Source organism: Pseudomonas sp. OTU750018, from assembly GCF_011636575.1.
GTDB lineage: Bacteria > Pseudomonadota > Gammaproteobacteria > Pseudomonadales > Pseudomonadaceae > Aquipseudomonas > Aquipseudomonas peli.
In genome coordinates this window covers 142,201-161,773 of record NZ_JAAPAU010000001.1, presented here as the reverse complement: position 1 = coordinate 161,773, position 19,573 = coordinate 142,201, and the positions used below count along the sequence as shown (strand labels likewise).

18 protein-coding genes are annotated in these 19,573 nt (G+C 61.6%); 5 read left to right on the top strand and 13 right to left on the bottom strand.

What is annotated here, in order from left to right:
* Positions 1-33: 33 nt before the first annotated feature.
* The 5 genes from HCI85_RS00820 to HCI85_RS00800 form a co-directional block, all read right to left on the bottom strand.
* On the bottom strand, positions 34-834 hold the full coding sequence (locus HCI85_RS00820) for an enoyl-CoA hydratase/isomerase family protein (RefSeq protein WP_167141112.1): 801 nt from the start codon (positions 832-834) through the stop codon (positions 34-36).
* A gap of 191 nt (positions 835-1,025) precedes the next feature.
* Positions 1,026-2,183, bottom strand: coding sequence for a citronellyl-CoA dehydrogenase (atuD, locus tag HCI85_RS00815; RefSeq protein ID WP_167141110.1), 1,158 nt, complete (start codon positions 2,181-2,183; stop codon positions 1,026-1,028).
* 18 nt (positions 2,184-2,201) lie between these two features.
* Positions 2,202-3,818: a geranyl-CoA carboxylase subunit beta gene (atuC, locus tag HCI85_RS00810; RefSeq protein WP_167141108.1), complete on the bottom strand. Its 1,617-nt coding sequence runs from the start codon at positions 3,816-3,818 to the stop codon at positions 2,202-2,204.
* A 4-nt stretch (positions 3,819-3,822) separates the two neighbouring features.
* On the bottom strand, positions 3,823-4,692 hold the full coding sequence (locus HCI85_RS00805; protein WP_167141106.1) for an SDR family oxidoreductase: 870 nt from the start codon (positions 4,690-4,692) through the stop codon (positions 3,823-3,825).
* Between the two features lie 2 nt (positions 4,693-4,694).
* Positions 4,695-6,494, bottom strand: coding sequence for an acyclic terpene utilization AtuA family protein (locus HCI85_RS00800; protein WP_167141104.1), 1,800 nt, complete (start codon positions 6,492-6,494; stop codon positions 4,695-4,697).
* A 242-nt stretch (positions 6,495-6,736) separates the two neighbouring features.
* Between HCI85_RS00800 and HCI85_RS00795 the strand changes: the two genes are divergently transcribed.
* From HCI85_RS00795 to HCI85_RS00785, 3 genes are all read left to right on the top strand, one after another.
* The gene (locus HCI85_RS00795; protein ID WP_179960907.1) at positions 6,737-7,360 is read left to right on the top strand and encodes a TetR/AcrR family transcriptional regulator; all 624 of its coding nucleotides are present in this window, start codon (positions 6,737-6,739) and stop codon (positions 7,358-7,360) included.
* A 108-nt stretch (positions 7,361-7,468) separates the two neighbouring features.
* Complete coding sequence (locus HCI85_RS00790) at positions 7,469-8,254, top strand: substrate-binding periplasmic protein (protein ID WP_241693705.1); 786 nt, start codon at positions 7,469-7,471, stop codon at positions 8,252-8,254.
* 72 nt (positions 8,255-8,326) lie between these two features.
* On the top strand, positions 8,327-9,148 hold the full coding sequence (locus HCI85_RS00785; RefSeq protein WP_446730766.1) for an amino acid ABC transporter substrate-binding protein: 822 nt from the start codon (positions 8,327-8,329) through the stop codon (positions 9,146-9,148).
* Here HCI85_RS00785 and HCI85_RS00780 read toward each other — a convergent pair.
* Together HCI85_RS00780 and HCI85_RS00775 are read right to left on the bottom strand one after the other, a co-directional pair.
* Positions 9,099-9,857, bottom strand: a complete 759-nt coding sequence (locus tag HCI85_RS00780; protein ID WP_167141102.1) for a CPBP family intramembrane glutamic endopeptidase — start codon at positions 9,855-9,857, stop codon at positions 9,099-9,101. The two genes, HCI85_RS00785 and HCI85_RS00780, sit on opposite strands and share 50 nt — an antisense overlap.
* Before the next feature lie 20 nt (positions 9,858-9,877).
* Complete coding sequence (locus HCI85_RS00775) at positions 9,878-10,045, bottom strand: DUF2897 family protein (RefSeq protein WP_090247932.1); 168 nt, start codon at positions 10,043-10,045, stop codon at positions 9,878-9,880.
* A gap of 183 nt (positions 10,046-10,228) precedes the next feature.
* On the opposite strand from HCI85_RS00775, the gene HCI85_RS00770 reads away from it, so the two are divergent.
* Together HCI85_RS00770 and HCI85_RS00765 are read left to right on the top strand one after the other, a co-directional pair.
* A complete protein-coding gene (locus HCI85_RS00770) occupies positions 10,229-11,533 on the top strand; it encodes an ATP-binding protein (RefSeq protein ID WP_167141100.1) in 1,305 nt (434 codons plus the stop codon).
* Position 11,534: 1 nt separating this feature from the next.
* The gene (locus tag HCI85_RS00765; protein ID WP_167141092.1) at positions 11,535-12,446 is read left to right on the top strand and encodes a response regulator; all 912 of its coding nucleotides are present in this window, start codon (positions 11,535-11,537) and stop codon (positions 12,444-12,446) included.
* Positions 12,447-12,501: 55 nt separating this feature from the next.
* Here the strand turns inward: HCI85_RS00765 and HCI85_RS00760 are convergent, their stop codons facing one another.
* From HCI85_RS00760 to HCI85_RS00735, 6 genes are all read right to left on the bottom strand, one after another.
* Positions 12,502-13,848: a class II 3-deoxy-7-phosphoheptulonate synthase gene (locus HCI85_RS00760; protein ID WP_160084870.1), complete on the bottom strand. Its 1,347-nt coding sequence runs from the start codon at positions 13,846-13,848 to the stop codon at positions 12,502-12,504.
* A gap of 106 nt (positions 13,849-13,954) precedes the next feature.
* Positions 13,955-15,745 carry an N-acyl-D-amino-acid deacylase family protein gene (locus HCI85_RS00755; protein ID WP_167141090.1) on the bottom strand — a complete coding sequence of 597 codons (1,791 nt, stop codon included), beginning with the start codon at positions 15,743-15,745 and terminating at the stop codon, positions 13,955-13,957.
* On the bottom strand, positions 15,742-16,482 hold the full coding sequence (locus HCI85_RS00750; protein WP_167141088.1) for a sulfite exporter TauE/SafE family protein: 741 nt from the start codon (positions 16,480-16,482) through the stop codon (positions 15,742-15,744). Before HCI85_RS00750 ends, HCI85_RS00755 begins: the two co-directional genes overlap by 4 nt.
* Positions 16,482-17,264, bottom strand: a complete 783-nt coding sequence (locus tag HCI85_RS00745) for an SDR family oxidoreductase (RefSeq protein WP_167141086.1) — start codon at positions 17,262-17,264, stop codon at positions 16,482-16,484. Before HCI85_RS00745 ends, HCI85_RS00750 begins: the two co-directional genes overlap by 1 nt.
* The gene (locus HCI85_RS00740) at positions 17,264-18,199 is read right to left on the bottom strand and encodes a bile acid:sodium symporter family protein (protein WP_167141084.1); all 936 of its coding nucleotides are present in this window, start codon (positions 18,197-18,199) and stop codon (positions 17,264-17,266) included. The genes HCI85_RS00745 and HCI85_RS00740 overlap by 1 nt, the downstream gene beginning before the upstream one ends.
* Positions 18,199-19,539 carry a flavin-containing monooxygenase gene (locus HCI85_RS00735; RefSeq protein ID WP_167141082.1) on the bottom strand — a complete coding sequence of 447 codons (1,341 nt, stop codon included), beginning with the start codon at positions 19,537-19,539 and terminating at the stop codon, positions 18,199-18,201. Before HCI85_RS00735 ends, HCI85_RS00740 begins: the two co-directional genes overlap by 1 nt.
* Between the last annotated feature and the right edge of the window lie 34 nt (positions 19,540-19,573).

Genomic DNA, 19,573 nt, shown 5'->3' with positions numbered 1-19,573 from the left:
TAAATCTGGCAATCAGGTCATGTTGTAGTGGGCTTATTCAGCAGCCCACTTAGGCGCACGTTTCTGCATAAAGGCCATGGTGCCCTCGATACCTTCGGCGCCGGTTACCGCTGCGGCAAACTGTTCGGCGGCGCGGTCCAGTAACGGGCCAAGGGCTTCGTGTTCGGCGGCCAGTAGCAGGGCTTTGGTCTGGGCATTGGCCTGGGGCGCGCATTGGCGCACCTGGCTAAGTACCTGGTGCAAACGGGCGTCGACGGCTTCGCTATCGGCTTCGCTGAAATGCACCAGACCCAGGCGTTCGGCCTCGCTGCCATTGAAGCGGGCGGCAGTAAGGGCCAGACGGCGGGTCTGGGTCAGGCCGATGCGCCGCACCACAAAGGGTGCGATCTGCGCCGGGAGAATGCCCAGGGTGGTTTCCGGCAGGCCGAACTTGGCGTCCTGCTGGCAGATGGCGATATCCGAGACGCAGGCCAGGCCGAAACCGCCGCCGAGCACTGCGCCTTCGAGCACGGCGATCAGCACCTGCGGCGTGTTTTGCGCTTCTTCCAGCAGGCTGCCGAAGGCGCGATTAAGGCTGCGGTAGGCATCGCCACCGGCCGCTCGGGCACCGGCCATGTCCTTGATATCGCCACCGGCGCAGAAGTGCCCACCGGCACCGCGCAGGACAATGGCACGCACGCGAGGGTCTACGCGCAGGCTTTCCAGCACCGCGCGCAATTCGCTGACCATGGCCAGGCTCATGGCGTTGCGGCTGTCCGGGCGGTTGAGGGTGATGTGCAGCACGCCGGCGTCGAGGCTCAGCAGCAGGGTTTCGCAGTTCGGTAGATCGGCCATGGCAGGCTCCTTGATGTATGCGCAAGGGGTGTCCGTAGGGTGGATCACGCTGTGTCGATCCACCATGACGGTGGGTGTAAAACGCGACGTTCACCCTACGGCTTTTCCGCTCTTAGCCCTTCTTTATGGCCCGCCATCCCTGGCGGCCACCCTTCGGGCCGTCGCTACGCGACGTTAAAAATAGCTCCCGGCTATTTTTTCTTCCCCGGCAGAATGCCCATCAGCTTGCAGATAATGCCCAGCATGATTTCGTCGGCACCGCCGCCGATGCTTACCAGGCGCACATCGCGGTAGGCGCGGGCCACCGGGTTTTCCCACATGTAGCCCATGCCGCCCCAGTACTGCAGGCAGCTGTCGGTGACTTCACGGCCGAGGCGGCCGGCCTTGAGCTTGGCCATGGAGGCCAAGTTGGTCACGTCGCGGCCGCGCACATACTGCTCGGTGGCCTGATAAACCAGGGCGCGCAGGCACTCGATTTCGGTCTGCAACTCGGCCATGCGGAAGTGGATAACCTGGTTGTCGATCAGCGCATTGCCGAAGGTCTTGCGCTCTTTGCAGTAGTCGATTGTGGCATTGATGCAGTGCTCCAGGCCCTTGATCATGTTGGCCGCGCCGAACAGGCGCTCTTCCTGGAACTGCAGCATCTGCATCATGAAGCCTGCGCCTTCGTGGCCGATGCGATTGCGCTGCGGCACGCGTACGTTGTCGAAGAACACCTGAGCGGTCTCCGAACTGCGCATGCCGAGTTTGTCCAGGTGCGGGCTGAGGGTTATGCCTGGGGTGTTCATCGGCACCATGATCAGCGATTTATTGACGTGCGGTTTGTCGTCGCTGGTATTGGCCAACAGGCAGATAAAGTCAGCGGACGGGGAGTTGGTGATCCACATCTTGCTGCCGTTGATCACGTAGTCGCTGCCGTCTTTCTTGGCCGTGGTTTTCAGCCCGGCGACATCCGAGCCGGCGCCGACTTCGGAAACGCCGATACAGCCGACCATCTCGCCGGAAATTGCCGGTTTGAGGAATTCTTCGCGCAGCTCATCGGAGCCGAAGCGCGCCAACGCCGGGGTACACATATCGGTCTGCACGCCGATTGACATCGGAATGCCGCCGCAGATGATGGTGCCGAATTCTTCGGCTGCGACGATTGAGTAGCTGTAGTCCAGGCCCATTCCGCCGAATTTCTCCGGCTTAGAGATGCCCAGCAGGCCCAGGTCGCCGGCTTTCTTGAAAATATCGTGGATCGGGAAGCGGCCGTCCTTTTCCCATTGCTCGACGTGCGGGTTGATTTCCTTGTCGACAAAGTTACGGACCGTGCGGCGCAGCTCTTCGTGTTCTTGGGTGAAGATCATGTCTTGTTCTCCGAAAAGTTACAGGCGGGCTACGCCAAAGGTGTTTGATTTGAGCGGGCGAACAGCGGCTTCGGCGCAGATATCCAGCAGGTAGCCGAGCAGCTTGCGCGTATCGCGCGGGTCGATCAGGCCGTCGTCCCACAGGCTGGCGGTGCCATAGAGCGCGGTGGACTGACTGTCGAGTTTTTGCGCAGTGACCTGCTCGAGCATGTCGAGCATCTTCGGATCGGCTTCCTTGCCTTCCTTGAGGTGCTTGTCCTCAGTGACGATGCGCAGCACCTTACCGGCCTGGGCGCCGCCCATCACGGCGGTTTTGCTGTTGGGCCAGGCGAAGATAAAGCGTGGGTCCAGGCCACGGCCGCACATGGCGTAGTTGCCGGCCCCGTAGGAACCGCCGACGACAATGGTCAGTTTCGGCACCGTGGCGTTGGCCACAGCCTGGATCATCTTCGAGCCGTGCTTGATCACCCCGAGTTGTTCCGACTCGGTGCCGACCATAAAACCGGTGGTGTTGTGGAAGAACAGGATCGGCGTATTGCTCTGCTCGCACAGCTGGATAAATTGTGCCGCCTTGGCCGCGCCTTGCGGGGTGATCGGGCCGTTGTTGCCGATAAAGCCGCAGGGCTGGCCTTCGATCTGCAAGTGGCCGCAGACCGTCTGGTTGTCGAACTCGTTCTTGAAGTCGAGAAACGCCGAACCGTCAGCAATGCGCGCGATGATCTCGCGTACGTCGTAGGGCTTTTTGGCGTCGGCCGGCACCAGGCCGAGCAGCTCTTCGACCGGATACAGCGGCTCGCTGAAGGCCTTGACTGGGCGCGCCGGCAGTTGGGCATTCCACGGCAGCATGGTGAGGATTTCGCGGGCGATGCGTACGCCGTCGGCGTCGTTTTCCGCCAGGTATTCGGCGGTGCCGGCGACCTGGGCGTGCATCTCGGCGCCACCCAGTTGCTCGTCGGTGGCGATCTCGCCGGTGGCGGCCTTTAGCAGCGGCGGGCCGGCTAGGAACATCTTGGCCTTGCCACGCACCACCACCACATAATCAGACAGCCCCGGCTGATAGGCCCCACCTGCGGTGCTGGAGCCGTGCACCACGGTGATTTGCGGCAACCCCATGGCCGACATGCGCGCCTGGTTGGCAAAGCCGCGCGCGCCTTCGACGAAGATATCCGCGGCGTAGTTGAGGTTGGCGCCGCCGCTTTCGGTCAGCGCCACCACCGGCAGTTTGTTCTCGAAGGCGATCTGCTGCAGGCGCAGGGTTTTCTTCAGGCCGGTGGGGGAGATGGTGCCGCCCTTGATTGCGCTGTTGCTGGCGGTGACCAGGCAGCGCACCCCGGCGATATAACCGATACCGGAAATAATCCCGCCACCGGCCTGGGTGCCGTCCTTGTCGTCATGCAACTTGTAGCCAGCCAGCGACGACAGTTCAAGAAAGGGCGCGCCGGGGTCGAGCAGCAGGTTAAGGCGCTCACGCGGCAGCAACTGGCCACGTTTTTCAAATTTGGCTTTGGCCTCGGCAGCCTTGTTTAGGCAGTTCTGTTCGATCTGGCGAAAGCTGGCCACGGCGGCGAGCATGGCTTCGCGGTTCTTGGCGAACTCCTCGCCATGCACGTCAATTTCGGAGTGGATAACCGGCATGGCGTTACTCCTCGCCCTTGAGTACGTCAGGCACGTAGGCCCGGTGGAAGCCGTTATAGGTTTCGCTGTTCTTCGCCTTACCCAGGGTCCAGGCGCGGGTGCCCTGGCTCGCGGCGCCGTCGATGCGGATGGTGTTGCCGCTGATGAAGTTGGCGCCTGGCGTGAGCAGGAAGACGATGGCCGCGGCCACTTCCGATTCGCTGCCAATGCGTTGCAGCGGCACATGATCCTTGAGTTTGCGGATCATGTTCTTCATCGATTCTGGGTAGGTGTCCATGCCGCTGGAGGCGATCCAGCCTGGTGCCACGGCGTTAACCCGCACCCCGGCGTGGCCCCATTCGTAGGCGGCGGTCTTGGTGAAGTTCTCCATACCGGCACGTGCGGCACCCGAGTGGCCCATGCCGGGCATACCGCCCCACATATCGGCGAGCATATTGACGATGCTGCCGCCATGTTTGCTCATGCTCTGCATGAAGACTTCCTTGGCGATCAGAAAACCACCGACCAGGTTGGTGCGCACCACGGTCTCGAAGCCTTTCTGATTGATGCCGATCAGCGGCGCAGGGAACTGGCCGCCAGCGTTGTTGACCAGGTGATGGATCTGCCCGCGTTCGGCGACCACGGTTTTGACCATGGCCTTGACGGCTTCTTCATCACGGATATCGCAGACCTGAAAGCTGGCGCTGCCGCCGTCTTCGATGATCTCGCCGCAGGTGGCTTCGAGCTTTTCCAGCTTGCGTCCAACCAGCACCACGTGGGCACCCAAGTTGGCCAGCTCATGGGCGGTGCAACGGCCAATGCCGCTGCCGCCACCAGTGACCATGATGGTCTGACCGCTAAAGAGGCCGGGTTTAAACACCGAGTCGTAGCTCATTGTTATTGTCCTTGTTCGAGGCTAGCGGCCAGCGCCTTGGGCACCGGTATCGGGAATTCCAGCAACTGTTGGGCGAAGGCCTTGCCTTGCGGGTCGATGCGCAGGGAGGCGACGCCGCCGCCGCCCAGAGCGTTCTCCAGCAGGAAGTTCAGGCTATGGCTGCCGGGCAGATACCAGCGGCTGACCTTGCCGGTTTGCGCATCCAGCGCGTGCTGCATCCATTCGGCCACGGCTCCCTCTGTTAGCGCAGCGGCGATCCAGGCCAAGTAATCGGGCTTTCTGGCCATTACACCAATATTGCTGTGGTTGCCCTTGTCGCCAGAGCGCGCTACAGCCAACTTGATCAGCGGTACGCAGGCGTCGGCCTGGCCGCTTGGCTGCGGGGCGGCGATATCGGCAGCAATCTGCGCGCTGTCCAGCACCTTGATCTGCGGCAGTGCGACCGGTGTGCGTTCGCCGTTCAGTTCCACTTCCATGGCACAGGCACCTTTGTCAGCGAGAAAGCTGAACAGGCGGATCACCGGGTAAACCGTAGGACGGCCGCCGACGATGCCGGTCAGGCCCGGTGCCATGCCGGTGGCAGCCTGAGCGATCTCGCGGGAGAACAGCACCAGGGCTTCTTTCTTGGCATGGCGCACGGCGATCTTGATCACGATCTCGCGGGTGTCGCTGCGCTGGCCACGCGGGCCGTAGGTGGCTTCGGAACCGAGCAGTTCGATGCTGACTTCCTTGTAGGGCCCCCAGCCGCGCTCGGTGAACATTTCCTCGGTCTTGCGGATGATCGCCTGGCTGACGCGCTGGGCTTTCTTCACCGCATCAATGCCGGCCATCAAGCAGCTAGCGGTACAACGGAAACCGTCCGGGTGGGTGGCGCTGACTTTGTACTGATCAGTTGGCGGCAGGCCGCGCGCGCCTTTCAGCTCCACACGGTTGTCGCCGACCTGGCTCAGTTGCACCTGGGTGAAATCGCAGAGCACGTCGGGCAGGTAATAGGCCCGTGGGTCGCCGATTTCATAGAGCATCTGCTCGCCCACGGTAAAAGGCGTGACCAAGCCGCCGGAACCATCCGGCTTGGTCACGACAAAGCTGCCGTCGGCTGCCACTTCCACCACGGGGAAGCCGATATGTTCGTAGTCCGGCACGCTTTCCCAGTCGGTGAAGTTGCCGCCGGTACACTGCGCGCCGCATTCGATGATATGCCCGGCCAGCGCGGCCTGAGCCAGCTGGTCGTAGTCGCTCCAGTTCCAACCGAATTCATGCACCAGCGCGGCGCTGACCACGGCGCTGTCGACTACGCGACCGGTGATGACGATATCCGCACCCAGTTTCAAGGCTTCGACAATACCCGGGGCGCCGAGGTAGGCGTTGACCGACACGCAGAAGGGCGGCAATGGCGCGCCACTGAACATCTCGACTGTGCCGGCCTTGGCCAGTTCACCGAGCTTGGGTTGCAGGTTGTCGCCATGCAGCACGGCAATCTTCAGGTTAACCCCAGCTTGCTCACAGGCAGCGGCCAGGGCAGCCGCGCAGGCGCTTGGATTGACGCCGCCGGCGTTGCTGATCACGCGGATGTTCTTCGCGGCGATCTCGCCCAGCAGCGGTGTCAGCACTTCAACAAAGTCGCGGGCGTAGCCTTCATCCGGCTTCTTCATCCGCGCGCCAGCCATGATCGACATGGTCACTTCGGCCAGGTAGTCGAATACCAGGTAATCCAGTTCGGTGCCCTTTACCAGCTGGGCGGCGGCGGTGCTGGTGTCGCCCCAGAAGGCGGAAGCGCAGCCGATGCGTACGGTTTTAGTCATTGGAATAGGTCCGCAACACATGAATAAGGTGAATCGAAGGCTACCAAGCAAGCGCTTGGTTGAAAAGCCCCGGGGCGAATCTTTCTAACCGAAAGTGTGGCCAAGCGCTTGCTTGGGTGGCTGGTGCAGCATAAATTTCACTAATAACGACAAGCACTTGGGTAAACCAGCTGAGAACCAGCGTGCAATTGCAGGCTGGGCCGCTTGGCCCGAGGCATAAAGAGAGTTGGAGAGTACTTAGCGTGGATGATCAACAAGCGCAGGCGGTGATGCAGCAACTGGTGGCCAGCGGACAGATCACCGATCCGGACAGTGCACGCGGCAAGCTGCTGCAAACCGCAGCACACCTGTTTCGCAGCAAGGGTTATGAACGCACCACGGTGCGTGATCTGGCCAGTGCCGTGGGCATTCAGTCCGGCAGCATCTTTCATCACTTCAAGAGTAAGGACGAGATCCTGCGTTCGGTGATGGAAGAAACCATCCGCTACAACACCGCGTTGATGCAGGCTTCGCTGGCCGAAGCGACGGACCTGCGCGGCCGTGTGCTGGCGCTGATCCGCTGCGAGCTGCAATCAATCATGGGTGGCACCGGTGAGGCCATGGCGGTGCTGGTGTACGAATGGCGTTCGCTGTCGGAGCCTGGTCAGGCGTTTATTCTGGAGCTGCGCGATAACTATGAGCAGCTTTGGCTGCAGGTGTTGGGCGAGGCGAAGGCGGCCGGTTACTTCAAGGCTGACCCGTTTATTCTGCGTCGCCTGCTGACGGGTGCGCTGAGTTGGACCACAACCTGGTTCCGTCCTGAAGGCCCCATGACTCTTGATCAACTGGCCGAAGAGGCCCTGTCGCTGGTACTAAAGGACGCTTGAGGAAATTCAGCTACGCTACATGGCCTATTGATAGTATTTTGGCGCCAATGGATTACTGGTGTCTTAGGTCACGGAAGAAGTCGCTGCGTTTTTTCTGAGGTTCGCTGTGTGGCCGCGTTGTTACGGTGGGTACTGCTCGGATTGATGTTTTCTGCGGTGTGCGCTGTGCAGGCCGCAGAAGATGTACGAGTGGGGGCCTACCATTTCCCTCCTTATGTGATTAAACCCGAAAGCGAGCGCCCTGGCGGGCTGCTGCCCGAATTGCTGCAGGCACTCAATCAGATGCAAAGCGACTACCGCTTCAGCCTGGTCGCGACCTCAGCCATGCGGCGTTATCGCGATCTGCAAAGTGGTCGTTTCGACCTGATGCTGTTCGAGTCCCCAGTTTGGGGCTGGCAGGATACCCCGCACACTGCGCTGGACCTGCGTGTCGAAGATGCCGAAGTCTATGTGGCACGTCGGCAGCCAGGTCGTGATGAGCATTATTTCGACGAGTTCGCGGGTAAACGGATGGCCCTGTACAGCGGCTATCACTATGGTTTTGCCGGGTTTAACTCGGACAAACAGTTTTTAACCCATGCATTCAACGCGGTGTTGACCTATTCCCACGACAGCAATCTGATCATGCTCCTGCGCGGTCGCGCCGATGTGGCCGTCGTGACACGTTCATACCTACGCTCGTATCAGCAGCACTACCCTGAGCAAAGCAGCGCGTTGCTGGTTTCCCAGCGAGTCGATCAGATATACCAGCACCAAGCACTCTTCCGTCCGGAGTCGACGATACAGCCACACACTTTTGCCCGGCTGCTTGAGCAACTCAATCATGATAAACAGCTGGATAAGTTGCTTAATCGCTACCATCTGCGTGACGCATCGGCACTTATAAATGACTGAAAACGCTCTGTTCGGTCAGATTTTCCTGGGGTAGGCTGCTGGTACTCAAAAAAATAAGGAAGTTGTCGTCAAATGGGGTTCTTAGGACGCAGGGTAATTAGAGGGCTGGGCACGGGTTTGGCGTTGTTGCTCGCCGGGCCACTTATGGCCGCGCAGGAAGTGCGCGTGGCCTCTGTGTACTTCCCACCTTATGTGTTCAAAGCCGAGCAGACGCGCTCCACCGGCTTGCTCGAAGAGTTGGTCGTGGCACTGAATCAGGCCCAAACGGATTTCCACTTTGTCATGGTGCCAACCGCGGTTAAGCGGCGCTTTCGTGATTTCAAGCAGCAGCGTATCGACCTGGCGATTTTCGAGAACCCCGGTTGGGGCTGGCAGAACGTCCCACATGTGGCTCTGGACATGGGGCTGGAAGACTCTGAAGTGTTTGTCGCCCGCGCAAAGGCGAACCGTGGTCAAGACTATTTCGACTCGCTCAAAGACAAGCGCTTGGCCCTCTATCATGGCTATCACTATGCCTTTGCCGGCTTTGATTCCTCGCCTGAACACCTGACCAAGACCTTTAACGCCACCTTGACCCATTCCCACGAAAGCAATCTATTGATGGTATTGCACGAACGGGCGGAGATCGCCTTGGTCACGCGCTCCTACATTGGGGATTTTCTGGAGCGTAATCGGCAATACGCAGGGCAGTTGTTAATTTCCGAGCGTGCCGACCAGCGCTATCGCCATCATGTGCTGTTACGCCCGCAGTCGCCGATCACGCCTGAGCAGTTTGTGGCGCTGTATGAGCCGCTGCGCGATAGCGGCCAGTTGGAAGCGATTTTTAGCCGCTATCAGGTTGCGGTCATGCCGCGCGCAACGGATAGCTCAGCAGCAGCAGGTGCAGCACATTAACTGCACCATGCAGGGCGATGGCCAGGCTGATGCGTCCGCTGAAATGAAAAATCAACCCATAGCCCAGTCCGGCGACCCCGGCGACCACAGAGAATAAAGGACTGAAGGGCAGGTGCACCGCGGCAAACAGCAGCGTCGTCAGTCCAATCCCCGCCCAGGCACCGAGCCAACTGACCAGGTGGCGCTGCAACAAGCCGCGAAACAGTAATTCTTCGGCCAGCACGGCCACTCCCAGGTTGACCGCCAACCACAGCCAAAGCCCGTCTGGCCATTTCGGCTGCCAGCCCACCAAGCCCAGCGCCAACGCCATCAGCGGTACACCGAGCAACGTCAGTGCGGCGGTGAGCCAGATGTTTTTGGACAGTGGCTTGCTCGGCGTTATCTGTCCCAACCACCAGGCCAGCAGCGTGACACCGACCAGCAGCTTGTCCCAGGACAGGCGCAGCGCGTATGGCGCGGCATCGACGCTGAGTTGGCGTGGCGGCCATAACGGTGTGGCGCTAAAGCCTGGGACGAGGTGTGCGGCAAAGGCAATGCAGGCCAGCAGGCTCAGTCCGGTCCACAGTGCTGGGTGTAGGTGCTTTTCGACATACAACAGCCATGCACCGAGTGCGGCTCCAGCGGCCAACCCCGCCAGGTGGATATAACCCAGGGCAAACCCACTTGCCAGGCACAGGGCGGGGAGCAGCAGGCGCAGATGCAGTGGCATGAAACATCCTTGTGAGGGGGTTAGCGTTGGTCAGCGTCCTTGGCTGCCTGTTCGCGTTCACGCTGGTGAATCTTTGTCAGCTGTTCCTCGCTCAAGGGCAGTGGTTTGGCGGTGCGCAGCAGCACCATCAAGCCGCCCACGATGGAGCCCAATACCAGAAGTATGAACAGCCAGATATACCAGGTCATAACACCATCCTTGCAGAGTTGAGCAGCCACCATAGCGCGCGGCAGTCGGTAATTAAACGGCAACAGCGTTTCGAAGGGAGGCGCGCAAGGCTCTGGCGTGAGGGGTTAAATGTGATGACTGTCACATGGCGGCAACTTGGCGCTGGTTGAATGGCGGCTTTCCAACGCACAGGGAGTCTGCCGATGACCACTGCCAGCGCGCTCACGCGCTTGCTCAAGCCGGTTTCGCCGTTGGCTGCAGACATGAGCATCGCCGATGTGGCGGATCGTCTTCTGACGCCGGAGCTCAAAGCTTTTCTCTCGCTGCCCATTGTAGATAGCGCCGGCCGGCCACTGGGCCTGGTCAGTCGCACCACCTTGCAGGACATCTTTATGCAGCGCTTCGGTCGCGATTTGCGCGGCCGTCACGCGGTGCAAGAGGTGATGAATGCGGCACCGCTGGTGGTCAGCTTGGAGACTAGTTTGGAAGAAGCGGCCAAGCAGATCACCGGGCAGCTGCAATACCCGATTACCGAAGACTTTATCCTGGTCGACGCCCAGGGCCTATATCGCGGTCTGGGCACTGTGCTCGATCTGCTCAAGGCCATGGAGGCGCGCATCGCTCAGCGCAATTTGGTGCTGCGCAAGGCGCTTGTTGAACTCAAGGAATCGCAGACTCAACTGGTGCAGTCAGAGAAGATGGCGTCCCTGGGGCAGATGGTCGCCGGCGTCGCCCACGAGCTGAACACCCCGCTGGGTTATGTGAAAAACAATGTGCAGCTACTGCGCGAACTGAGTGCGCCGCTGTTTGAACTGGCCGAGGCGCAGGCTGTTCTGGGCGATTGCCTGAACGATCCGACCTGTGATGAGGCGCGCCTGACCATGGCCCTGGAGGTTGCTGCCGAAGCCCGCACTAAGGCTGCTCCGGAACTGCTGGTGGAGGACTTTACTCAGCTGTTCAGCGACACCCTCTATGGCCTGGAGCAGATTGCCGAACTGGTGGTCGGGCTGAAGGATTTCGCCCGTCTGGATCGCGCGATGAGCGAGGAGGTCGACCTCAATGAGTGCATCCGCAGCGCCCTGGTGATTGCCCGCAACGGCATCAAGGACAAGGCCGAAACCATCCTGCAGCTTGGCGAGTTGCCGCGCATTCCCTGTGCGCCGTCGCAGATCAACCAGGTGCTGCTCAACCTGCTCAACAACGCCGCCCAGGCCATCGACGGCTTCGGTCAGATCTTGGTGAAAACCTGGGCCGACGACAGTGCCGTGTGCCTTTCCGTACAGGATTCCGGGCGTGGTATGCCACCTGAAGTGCTGGCGCGCATCTTCGATCCGTTCTTTACCACCAAACCGGTGGGCCAGGGCACCGGCCTGGGGCTATCAATCAGCTACAAGATCATCCAGGACCACGGCGGGCAGATCCGCGCAGCGTCCGAGCCTGGGCGCGGTACGCGCTTTCTGATCCGCCTGCCGCGCCCGCAGGCGCTGCCACTACAACGGAGTGCCTGATATGAGTGAGCAGATTCGTATTCTGTTTGTTGATGATGAAGAGCGCATTCTGCGCAGCCTGGCCCTGCAGTTTCGCCGTGAATATGAAGTGCTGACCGAGAGCGACCCGCGTCGCGCCCTGGAGCGGCTGAAAAGCGAGAATGTGCAGATCATCGTCAGCGACCAGCGCATGCCACAGATGAGCGGTGCCGAGCTGCTGGCCCAGGCGCGTGAGATTGCCCCCGATACCCTGCGCATTCTGCTGACCGGCTACTCAGACCTGGATGCCGCCGTGGAGGCGCTCAATAGTGGCGGTATCTTCCGTTACCTGACCAAGCCCTGGGATCAGCAGGAAATGGCCTTCACCCTGCGCCAGGCAGCGCAGATAGCTGCACGCCAGTTGCAGGCACCGAAAGTCTCGGCAGTCATACCGCAGGCGGCGCTCAATGTGCTGCTCCTGGATGAGGATGCGTCGACTCTGGATGTGGTGGCCGAGTTCTGCGTGGCCGGCGGTCATCGTCTGCTGCGCGCGGCTTCGCTGAGCGACGCCGTGATGCTGCTAAACAGTCAGCCGATTGATCTGCTGGTCAGTGACCTGCAAGTGGCTGGGGAAGACACTGCACCACTGCTGAAAAGCCTAGCCCAGGCCCATCCACGTCTGCTCAGCCTGGTGGTTACGCCGTTCTGCGATACCCAGGCGCTGCTCAAATTGATCAACGAAGCGCAGATTTTCCGTTACCTGCCCAAGCCGATTCGGCGCGGGCTGTTCGACAAGGGCTTGTTGGCAGCGGCCGAACAGGCGCAGATCTGGCGTGCGCAGCCGGCGCAGGTCGTTACCCGCCTGGCGCAGCAGCCGCGTGAAGAGCGGGATCGGGAGAAGGTTGGCAGTTTGCTCGGCATGCTCGGGCGTTTGCGTGAACGCCTGATTGCCTGAATGCATCCCGCTGCTGCGCCATTTGCGACGTAGCAGCGGGGGTTGGTAGCCGCCTTTAGCGGCGTACTTGCTTAAGGGTTTCGGCGATCAGGAAGGCCAGCTCCAGCGACTGGTCGGCGTTCATCCGTGGGTCGCAGTGGGTGTGGTAGCGATCCGACAGGCCGTCTTCGGTGATCGGCCGCGCGCCGCCGATGCACTCGGTGACATTCTGCCCGGTCATCTCGATATGGATACCACCGGCATAGCTGCCCTCGGCCTGGTGCACGGCGAAGAACTGCTTCACTTCGGCAAGAATCTGCGCAAAGTCGCGGGTCTTGTAGCCGCTTGAGGCCTTGATGGTGTTGCCGTGCATCGGGTCACTGCTCCACAGCACCTGGCGACCTTCGCGTTGCACGGTCTGGATCAGGCGCGGCAGACCGGCTTCGACCTTGTCGGCGCCCATGCGCACGATCAGGTTGAGGCGGCCGGGATCGTTGTCCGGGTTGAGGATATCGATCAGGCGAATCAGGTCTTCGCTGCCCATACTCGGGCCGACTTTCACCCCAATCGGGTTGCCGACGCCGCGCAGGAACTCGACATGCGCGCCGTCCAGCTGACGGGTGCGGTCGCCGATCCACAGCATATGCGCCGAGCAGTCATACCAGCCGCCGGTAAGGCTGTCCTTGCGCACAAAGGCTTGCTCGTAGTTCAGCAGCAGCGCCTCGTGGGCGGTGAAAAAGCTGGTTTCACGCACTTGCGCCGCGCCGTCCATGCCGCAGGCACGCATAAAGGCCAGGGTTTCGTCGATGCGGTCAGCCAGCTGGCTGTACTTCTCGCCGAGCGCCGAGTTGGCAATAAAGTCGAGGTTCCACTGGTGCACCTGATGCAGGTCGGCGAATCCGCCCTGGGCAAAGGCGCGCAGCAGGTTCAAAGAAGCCGTGGACTGGTGGTAGGCCTGCAGCAGGCGCTCCGGGTCTGGCACGCGGCTGGCCGAGTCAAAACCGATACCGTTGACGATATCGCCGCGGTAGGCGGGCAGGGTCACGCCGTCGATGGTTTCATCATTGGCCGAGCGCGGTTTGGCGAACTGGCCGGCCATGCGCCCGACTTTGACCACCGGGCAGCCGGCGGCGAAGGTCATGACAATGGCCATTTGCAGCAGCACCTTGAAGGTGTCGCGGATTTTTGCCGCGCTGAACTCGGCGAAGCTCTCGGCGCAATCGCCACCCTGCAAGAGAAACGCGCGACCCTGGGTGACTTCGGCAAACTGTCGACGCAGTTCACGGGCTTCACCGGCAAACACCAGCGGCGGATAACCGGCCAGGGTCTGCTCGACCTGGGCCAGTTGCGCGGCGTTCGGGTACTGCGGTTGTTGCTGGATCGGTTTGGCTCTCCAGCTTTCAGGGCTCCAGGGTTGCGACATTGCGGCTCTCGGCTTAAGTCAATTTAGGCGGACGGGCATGGTAACCGATAAGCCATGACCGGCAAGCCGATAGGCGCGATAGAGCCGCTGCATGGTGACGTACGGCTCAGGCCGTGGCGGGTTTGAAACCTGCTGCTGGCGCTGTGCGCGGCGCAACGTCACGCCCCGGCAGAAAGCTGCCAAAGCCGGCTTGCTTGCCCAGCGCGTCGGGGAACTCGGCGCCGCGGCGGTAGGCGATGCGACCGTTGATCAGGGTAGCGTCCACCGCTGCGTCATTGCGTTTGACCACGCGCTCCAGGCCGAGCACGTCCATCGGCGCTTCATGGATGTCGTCCAGCTCATCGGTCAGCCCGGCTGGGTTGACGATCACCACATCAGCACGGTCGCCAACGCGGATAGTGCCGGCGTCGATGCCGATAAAGTCCGCCAGCTCTCCAGTTAGGCGGTGAATGGCGCGGCCCATGTCCATAAACGGCGTACCGGTAAGTTCGGCATCGCGCACGTATTTAAGGAAGCGCAGCGGGAAGTTGTACTGGGCGATGGAACGCAGGTGTGCGCCGGAGTCAGCGAAGCCCGGCTGGGTCCAGGGGCTGGAGAGCAGCTTGTGCATCACCGCCTCGCGCTGGTTACCGTAGCAGGTGGTCCACTTCAGTGCCTCGCGGTACTGGCAGGCCAGCTCGAAGTAGGCGTCCACCGGGTCCAGGCCACGGGCGGCGCCGAGCTGCTTGAAGTTTTGGCCAACCATGCTGGCGTCCGGGCATTCGGTTACCCAGCAGTCGGAGAAGTCGCGGTGCCACAAACCCTTGGTCAGCACGGCCTTGACCTGCTTTTTGAACAGCGCGCGGAACTCCGGCTCCAGCACCTTGGCGTACAGCTCGTCTGGGTCTTTGATGTTGCGCAGGATCTCGCCCGCACCGAACTCCTCGAAGGCGTTCACATTCAGCCCTTCCAGGCGCAGGGTGAAGGGCGCTGGAAGAGTCTGCCAGCGGAAATGGCCGCCCAGCACGCGGTTGGCCAGCCAGCCAGAGAGGCGGGTGAAGTAATGCAGCAGCGGCTGGGATTTCAGGTCCAGGGCGGTCAGCATTGAACACTTCAGCGGTTGGCGGAACCAGCCGTGGGCCTGCCAGAGGAAGGCGAACACATTGACCTTGGTCACCGCGTTCGGTGCGCCCTGCATCACCGCACCACGCCGGCGCAGGATGGCGAACAGGCGGGAGAACTCCGTCCAGCTGGCGAAGGTCGAGGGCAGTGGGCTGGACCAGGCGCGGTCGCCATCCATCTTGTCCAGGCGCGTGGTCATCACCGATAGGCCGATGCAGCCGGCGTCCAGCGCCTCTTCCAGCAGTTGCTCCATGCGTGCAAGTTCGGCTTCGGTCGGTTTGACCTGGCTGGTGGCGCGCTCCAGGCCCATTACCGCCACGCGCAGTTCGGAGTGGCCAAGGAAGGAGCTGACATTCGGTCCCAGCGGCTGCTGGTCATAGAACGCGCGGTAACCGGCGGCGTCGCGCCAGGTTTTCTTCTCTTTAAGAATCGGCAGCACGTATTCACGCGGCACCGCTTCGACGCGGGTGAACAGGTCGGAACAGTCCTCGGCATCGGCCAACACCATGCTGATCGAGCAGGAACCGATGGTCACGCTGGTGACGCCGTGGCGCACCGATTCCTTCAATGCTGGCGCAGCGATCACTTCGGCGTCGTAGTGCGAGTGGATTTCCAGAAAGCCCGGGGTGACCCACTTGCCGGCAGCATCCAGCACCTCGGGGCAACCGCTTTCATCCAGCGGGCTGAGGCTGAGTACATCGATGCGTCCGTCCTTGATGCCGATATGCCGCAGCTGCCCTGGCTGGTTGCTGCCGTCGAAGTACAGGCCGTTTTTGATGATGATGTCGTGGCTCATAGCAGACTCCAGGGCGCGAGTAGCAGGCCGCCGGTGACCAGCAGCAACAGGTAGATGGCAATGCGGAAATGTTGTTCGTTGAAGCGTTGGTGCAGGCGTTCACCCAGCCACACACCGATCAGCAGCAACGGCGCGTAACTGGCGACTTGCGGCAGGGCGGGCAGCAGGCGGCCGTCGAGCAGAAAGGCCAGGGTCAGCAGGCTGTTGAGGGTGAACCACACCGTGACCAGGGTGGCGCGCAGGCGCGCCTTGTCCAGTTGCGTACCGGCCAGGGCGAACACCAGCAGCGGGCCGCCGGAGGCGAACAGACCGTGACTGATGCCTGCGCACAGGCTGAGCAGGCGGCTAAGCCACATGGGCCGCATGGGCTGCACGGTCGCATGACGCAGACGCCACAGTTCGCGGGCAGCAAACCACAGTACCAGTGCGCCAAACAGGCGCTTGGCCAGGGCAGCGTCCAGGAAGGGCAGCAGGGCATAGCCGATAGCCGTGCCGAGCAGCATGCCGGGCAGGATCATGCCCAGCAGCAGGCGGCGGTCGATCATTTGTCGGTGTCGCCAGACCAGGTAACCGGTCATGCAGATATTCAGCGGCACCAGCACCGGCAGTAGCTGGTCGATGGGCAGCAGCAGGGCACCCAGTGACAGGGCAATCACGATGCTGCCGAAACCGGTGATCGCCTCCAGGGTGTAGGCCAGCAGGATAAAACCGGCCAGGGTCAGCCAGATAACCTCCATCAGCCCATCTCCCCGGCGAAGCGCGCGCTCATCTTGCGGTAGTAGAAACCCGGGGCGATGCGCCAGAGCAGGCTGGCCAACCAGCTGCCACGGTCGGGGAACAGGCGTTCGCGGCCTTGCATTTGCGCCTGGAGAATCTGCGCGGCCATCCAGTCGGCGCCGCGTATCTGGCCTACGGTTGAGCGGCCGTGCTGCGCCTGCTGGCCATCGCCGCCGAGGGCGTTCTGTTCGATCTGAGTGTCGAGAAAGCTGGGGTACACCAGCAGCATCTTGATGCCGTCGCGGGCGGCCTCAGCGCGCAGCACCTCGAAGAACTGGCCGAGGGCGCTTTTAGCCGCGCAATAGCCGGCGCGACCGAGCACCGGCATCCAGCCGGCCATGGAACCAATGGCGATGATCTGCCCACGGCTCTGGCGCAGCAACGGCAGGGCGCTCAGAGTCAGTTCCACGGGCGCCTGGTAGTCGACGGCCATGACCTTGCGCAGCACCGCTGGGTCGGTCTGCATAGTCGGCGAGCGGTGGGTGATGCCGGCGTTGTTGATCAGCACATCCAGGCCGCCGAAGCGCTCGCTGCAGGTTTTCAGCAATTGCTGATGCAGCTGCGGGTCGGTGATATCGCCGGCCAGGCCGATTACCCGCTCGGCGCCCAGTTCATTTACCCGCGCGTTCAGGCCGTCTGCGTTGATATCGGTGAGCAGCAGGTTGCAGCCTTGGTCGTGATAGGCGCGCGCAAGCTGCCAGCCGAGGCCGCTGGCGGCCCCGGTGATCAAAATGGTGGGCATTATTTTTCTCCAGCGTTGGCCAGGGCCGCAGGTGTAAGTGGCAGGCTTGCGGGTGGCCGACGGGACCAGATAAAGGCCAGGGCCAGGCCGCTGACCAGGTGCCAGCAGCCCCAGAACGCGGCGATCAGCAGCATGCCGCTGGCCTGCGGGAAGAAGGTGAAGATGATCACCAGGCCCAGGGCCGAGTTCTGGATACCGACTTCCAGGGTGATCGCCCGACGATCCGCTGCCGGCAACCCGGACAGCCGCGCGCATCCGTAGCCCACCGACAACGCCAGGGCGTTGTGCGCCACCACCAGCCAGAAGAACAGATGAAAATGGGCGATAAACTGGTCGAAGTTGCGGCTAAAGGCCAGGGTGACGAAGGCCAGCATCACCAGCAGGGCAAAGATGCGCAGTGGCTTTTCCACCTTGAGCGACAGGCCAGGAAAGCGCCGGCCGATCCACATACCGGCGATCAGCGGCAGGCCGAGTACCAGCAGCACCAACAGCAGCAGGCTGACCGGGTCCATGGCGATCTGCGTCAGCAGTGGTCGGGTCAGCGGATTGAGCCAGGCGTAAAAGCCGAAGTTCAGCGGCGTCAGTACGCTGGCCGCGAGGCTGGATACCGCGGTCATGCTCACCGAGACCGCGACGTTGCCCCGCGCCATCCAGGTCATGATGTTGGAGAAGCTGCCGCCGGGGCAGGCCGCCACCAGCATCATGCCCAGGGCCAGCATCGGCTCGATACGCAGCGCCCAGCAGGCCAGACAGGTCAGCGCCGGCAGCAGGACAAATTGCGCGAGCAGGCCAATCAGCGGTGCCTTGGGCTCGCGGACAATGCGTTTGAAGTCATCCAGACGCAGGTCCAGCGAGACGCCGAACATCATCACGGCGAGGATGATGTTGATCAGCACCAGGCTGCTGGGGTCGAACTGGATATTCACCGGCTCCATCACAGGCTTCCTTCAACAGTGCGGCTGGCGGTAGCAGGCAGCGCAGCCAGGCCGGCGCGCAGGCTATTGCTGTGCTGCGCGATGCTTTGACGATAGCTGTCCTTGTGCACGTAGTAGGCCATGCGCTCCAGTTGCAGGTACTGGTAGCCGCCGTCCAGGCGTATGCCGGCGCGTTCGCGTTTGAGCGCCTGGAAGTCTTTGGCCGCCTGGCTGCCGGCTTGCAGTCCTTTGATATAAAGCGCCACCAGCTCAGCCTGCTCGTCACGGCCCTGCCAGCCAAGGCCTGAGGCTTCGACCATGCCCAGCATAAACAGATCGTCGTACTCGGGATGGAACACATTCAGGTACAGCTGCGGCGCGCCGGCGTTGCTCGGCCAGTTAAGGTGCGCACGGTCGATAAAGGGGTAGTCGAGTTTGTAGCCGGTGCCTTGCAGAATCAGGTCGTACTCGGCCTGTTCGCCATCGCTGAAGGTCACCTGCAAACCGTCGATTTTGGCCACATCGCGGCGCGCCTTGATATCGCCATGGCCGAGGTAATGCAGCACTAGGGAGTTCATCACCGGGTGTGACTCGTAGAGCTTGTAGTCCGGGTCGGGCAGGCCGTATTGCGAAGGTTTGCCGACCAGTGCGCGTATCAGCAGGCCATCGAGGAATTGCTTGAACGGGCGCGGCAGCTTGATCGCGCCGCCGAGCGTGTCGGTCGGCCGGCCCAGGGTGAATTTGGGCAGGAAGTAATAGCCGCGACGCACCGAGAGGTCCACCGAGATGGCGCGGTGCACAGCGTCCACGGCGATGTCGCAGGCCGAGTTGCCGCAGCCGATCACCAGCACGCGCTTACCGTCGAACACCGCTGCCGAGCGGTAGTCGCTGGAATGCATCAGCTCGCCGGTAAACGTGCCGGGTAGCGCCGGCTGATTGGGCGTATGCAGGGTGCCGTTGGCCATCAGTACGCCGTCGAACAGCCACTCACGCTGTACGCCGTCGTACTCGCTGATCAGCTTCCAGCCCTTATCCAGGCGCTGAATTTCCACCACGCGAGTGTTGAATTGGTAGTGCGCATACAGGCCGAAGTGCTTGGCGTAGTCGCGGAAGTAACGGCGCATTTCACTGTGATGCGGGTAGGGGGCTACCTCGGCGCGCATCGGAAATTCGCTGAACTGGGTGGTGCCCTTGGAGGAAATCAGGTGCGCCGAGTCGTACATGGTGCTGTGCGGATTATCGATATCCCATAGGCCGCCAACATCCGCGTGCAGTTCGAAACCGACAAAGTCGATACCGTACTTTTGCAGTTGACGTGCTGTACACAGCCCCATGGGGCCGGCACCGATAATGGCGTACATGGCAAACCTCGATCATTGTTTTTATTGTTGTAGT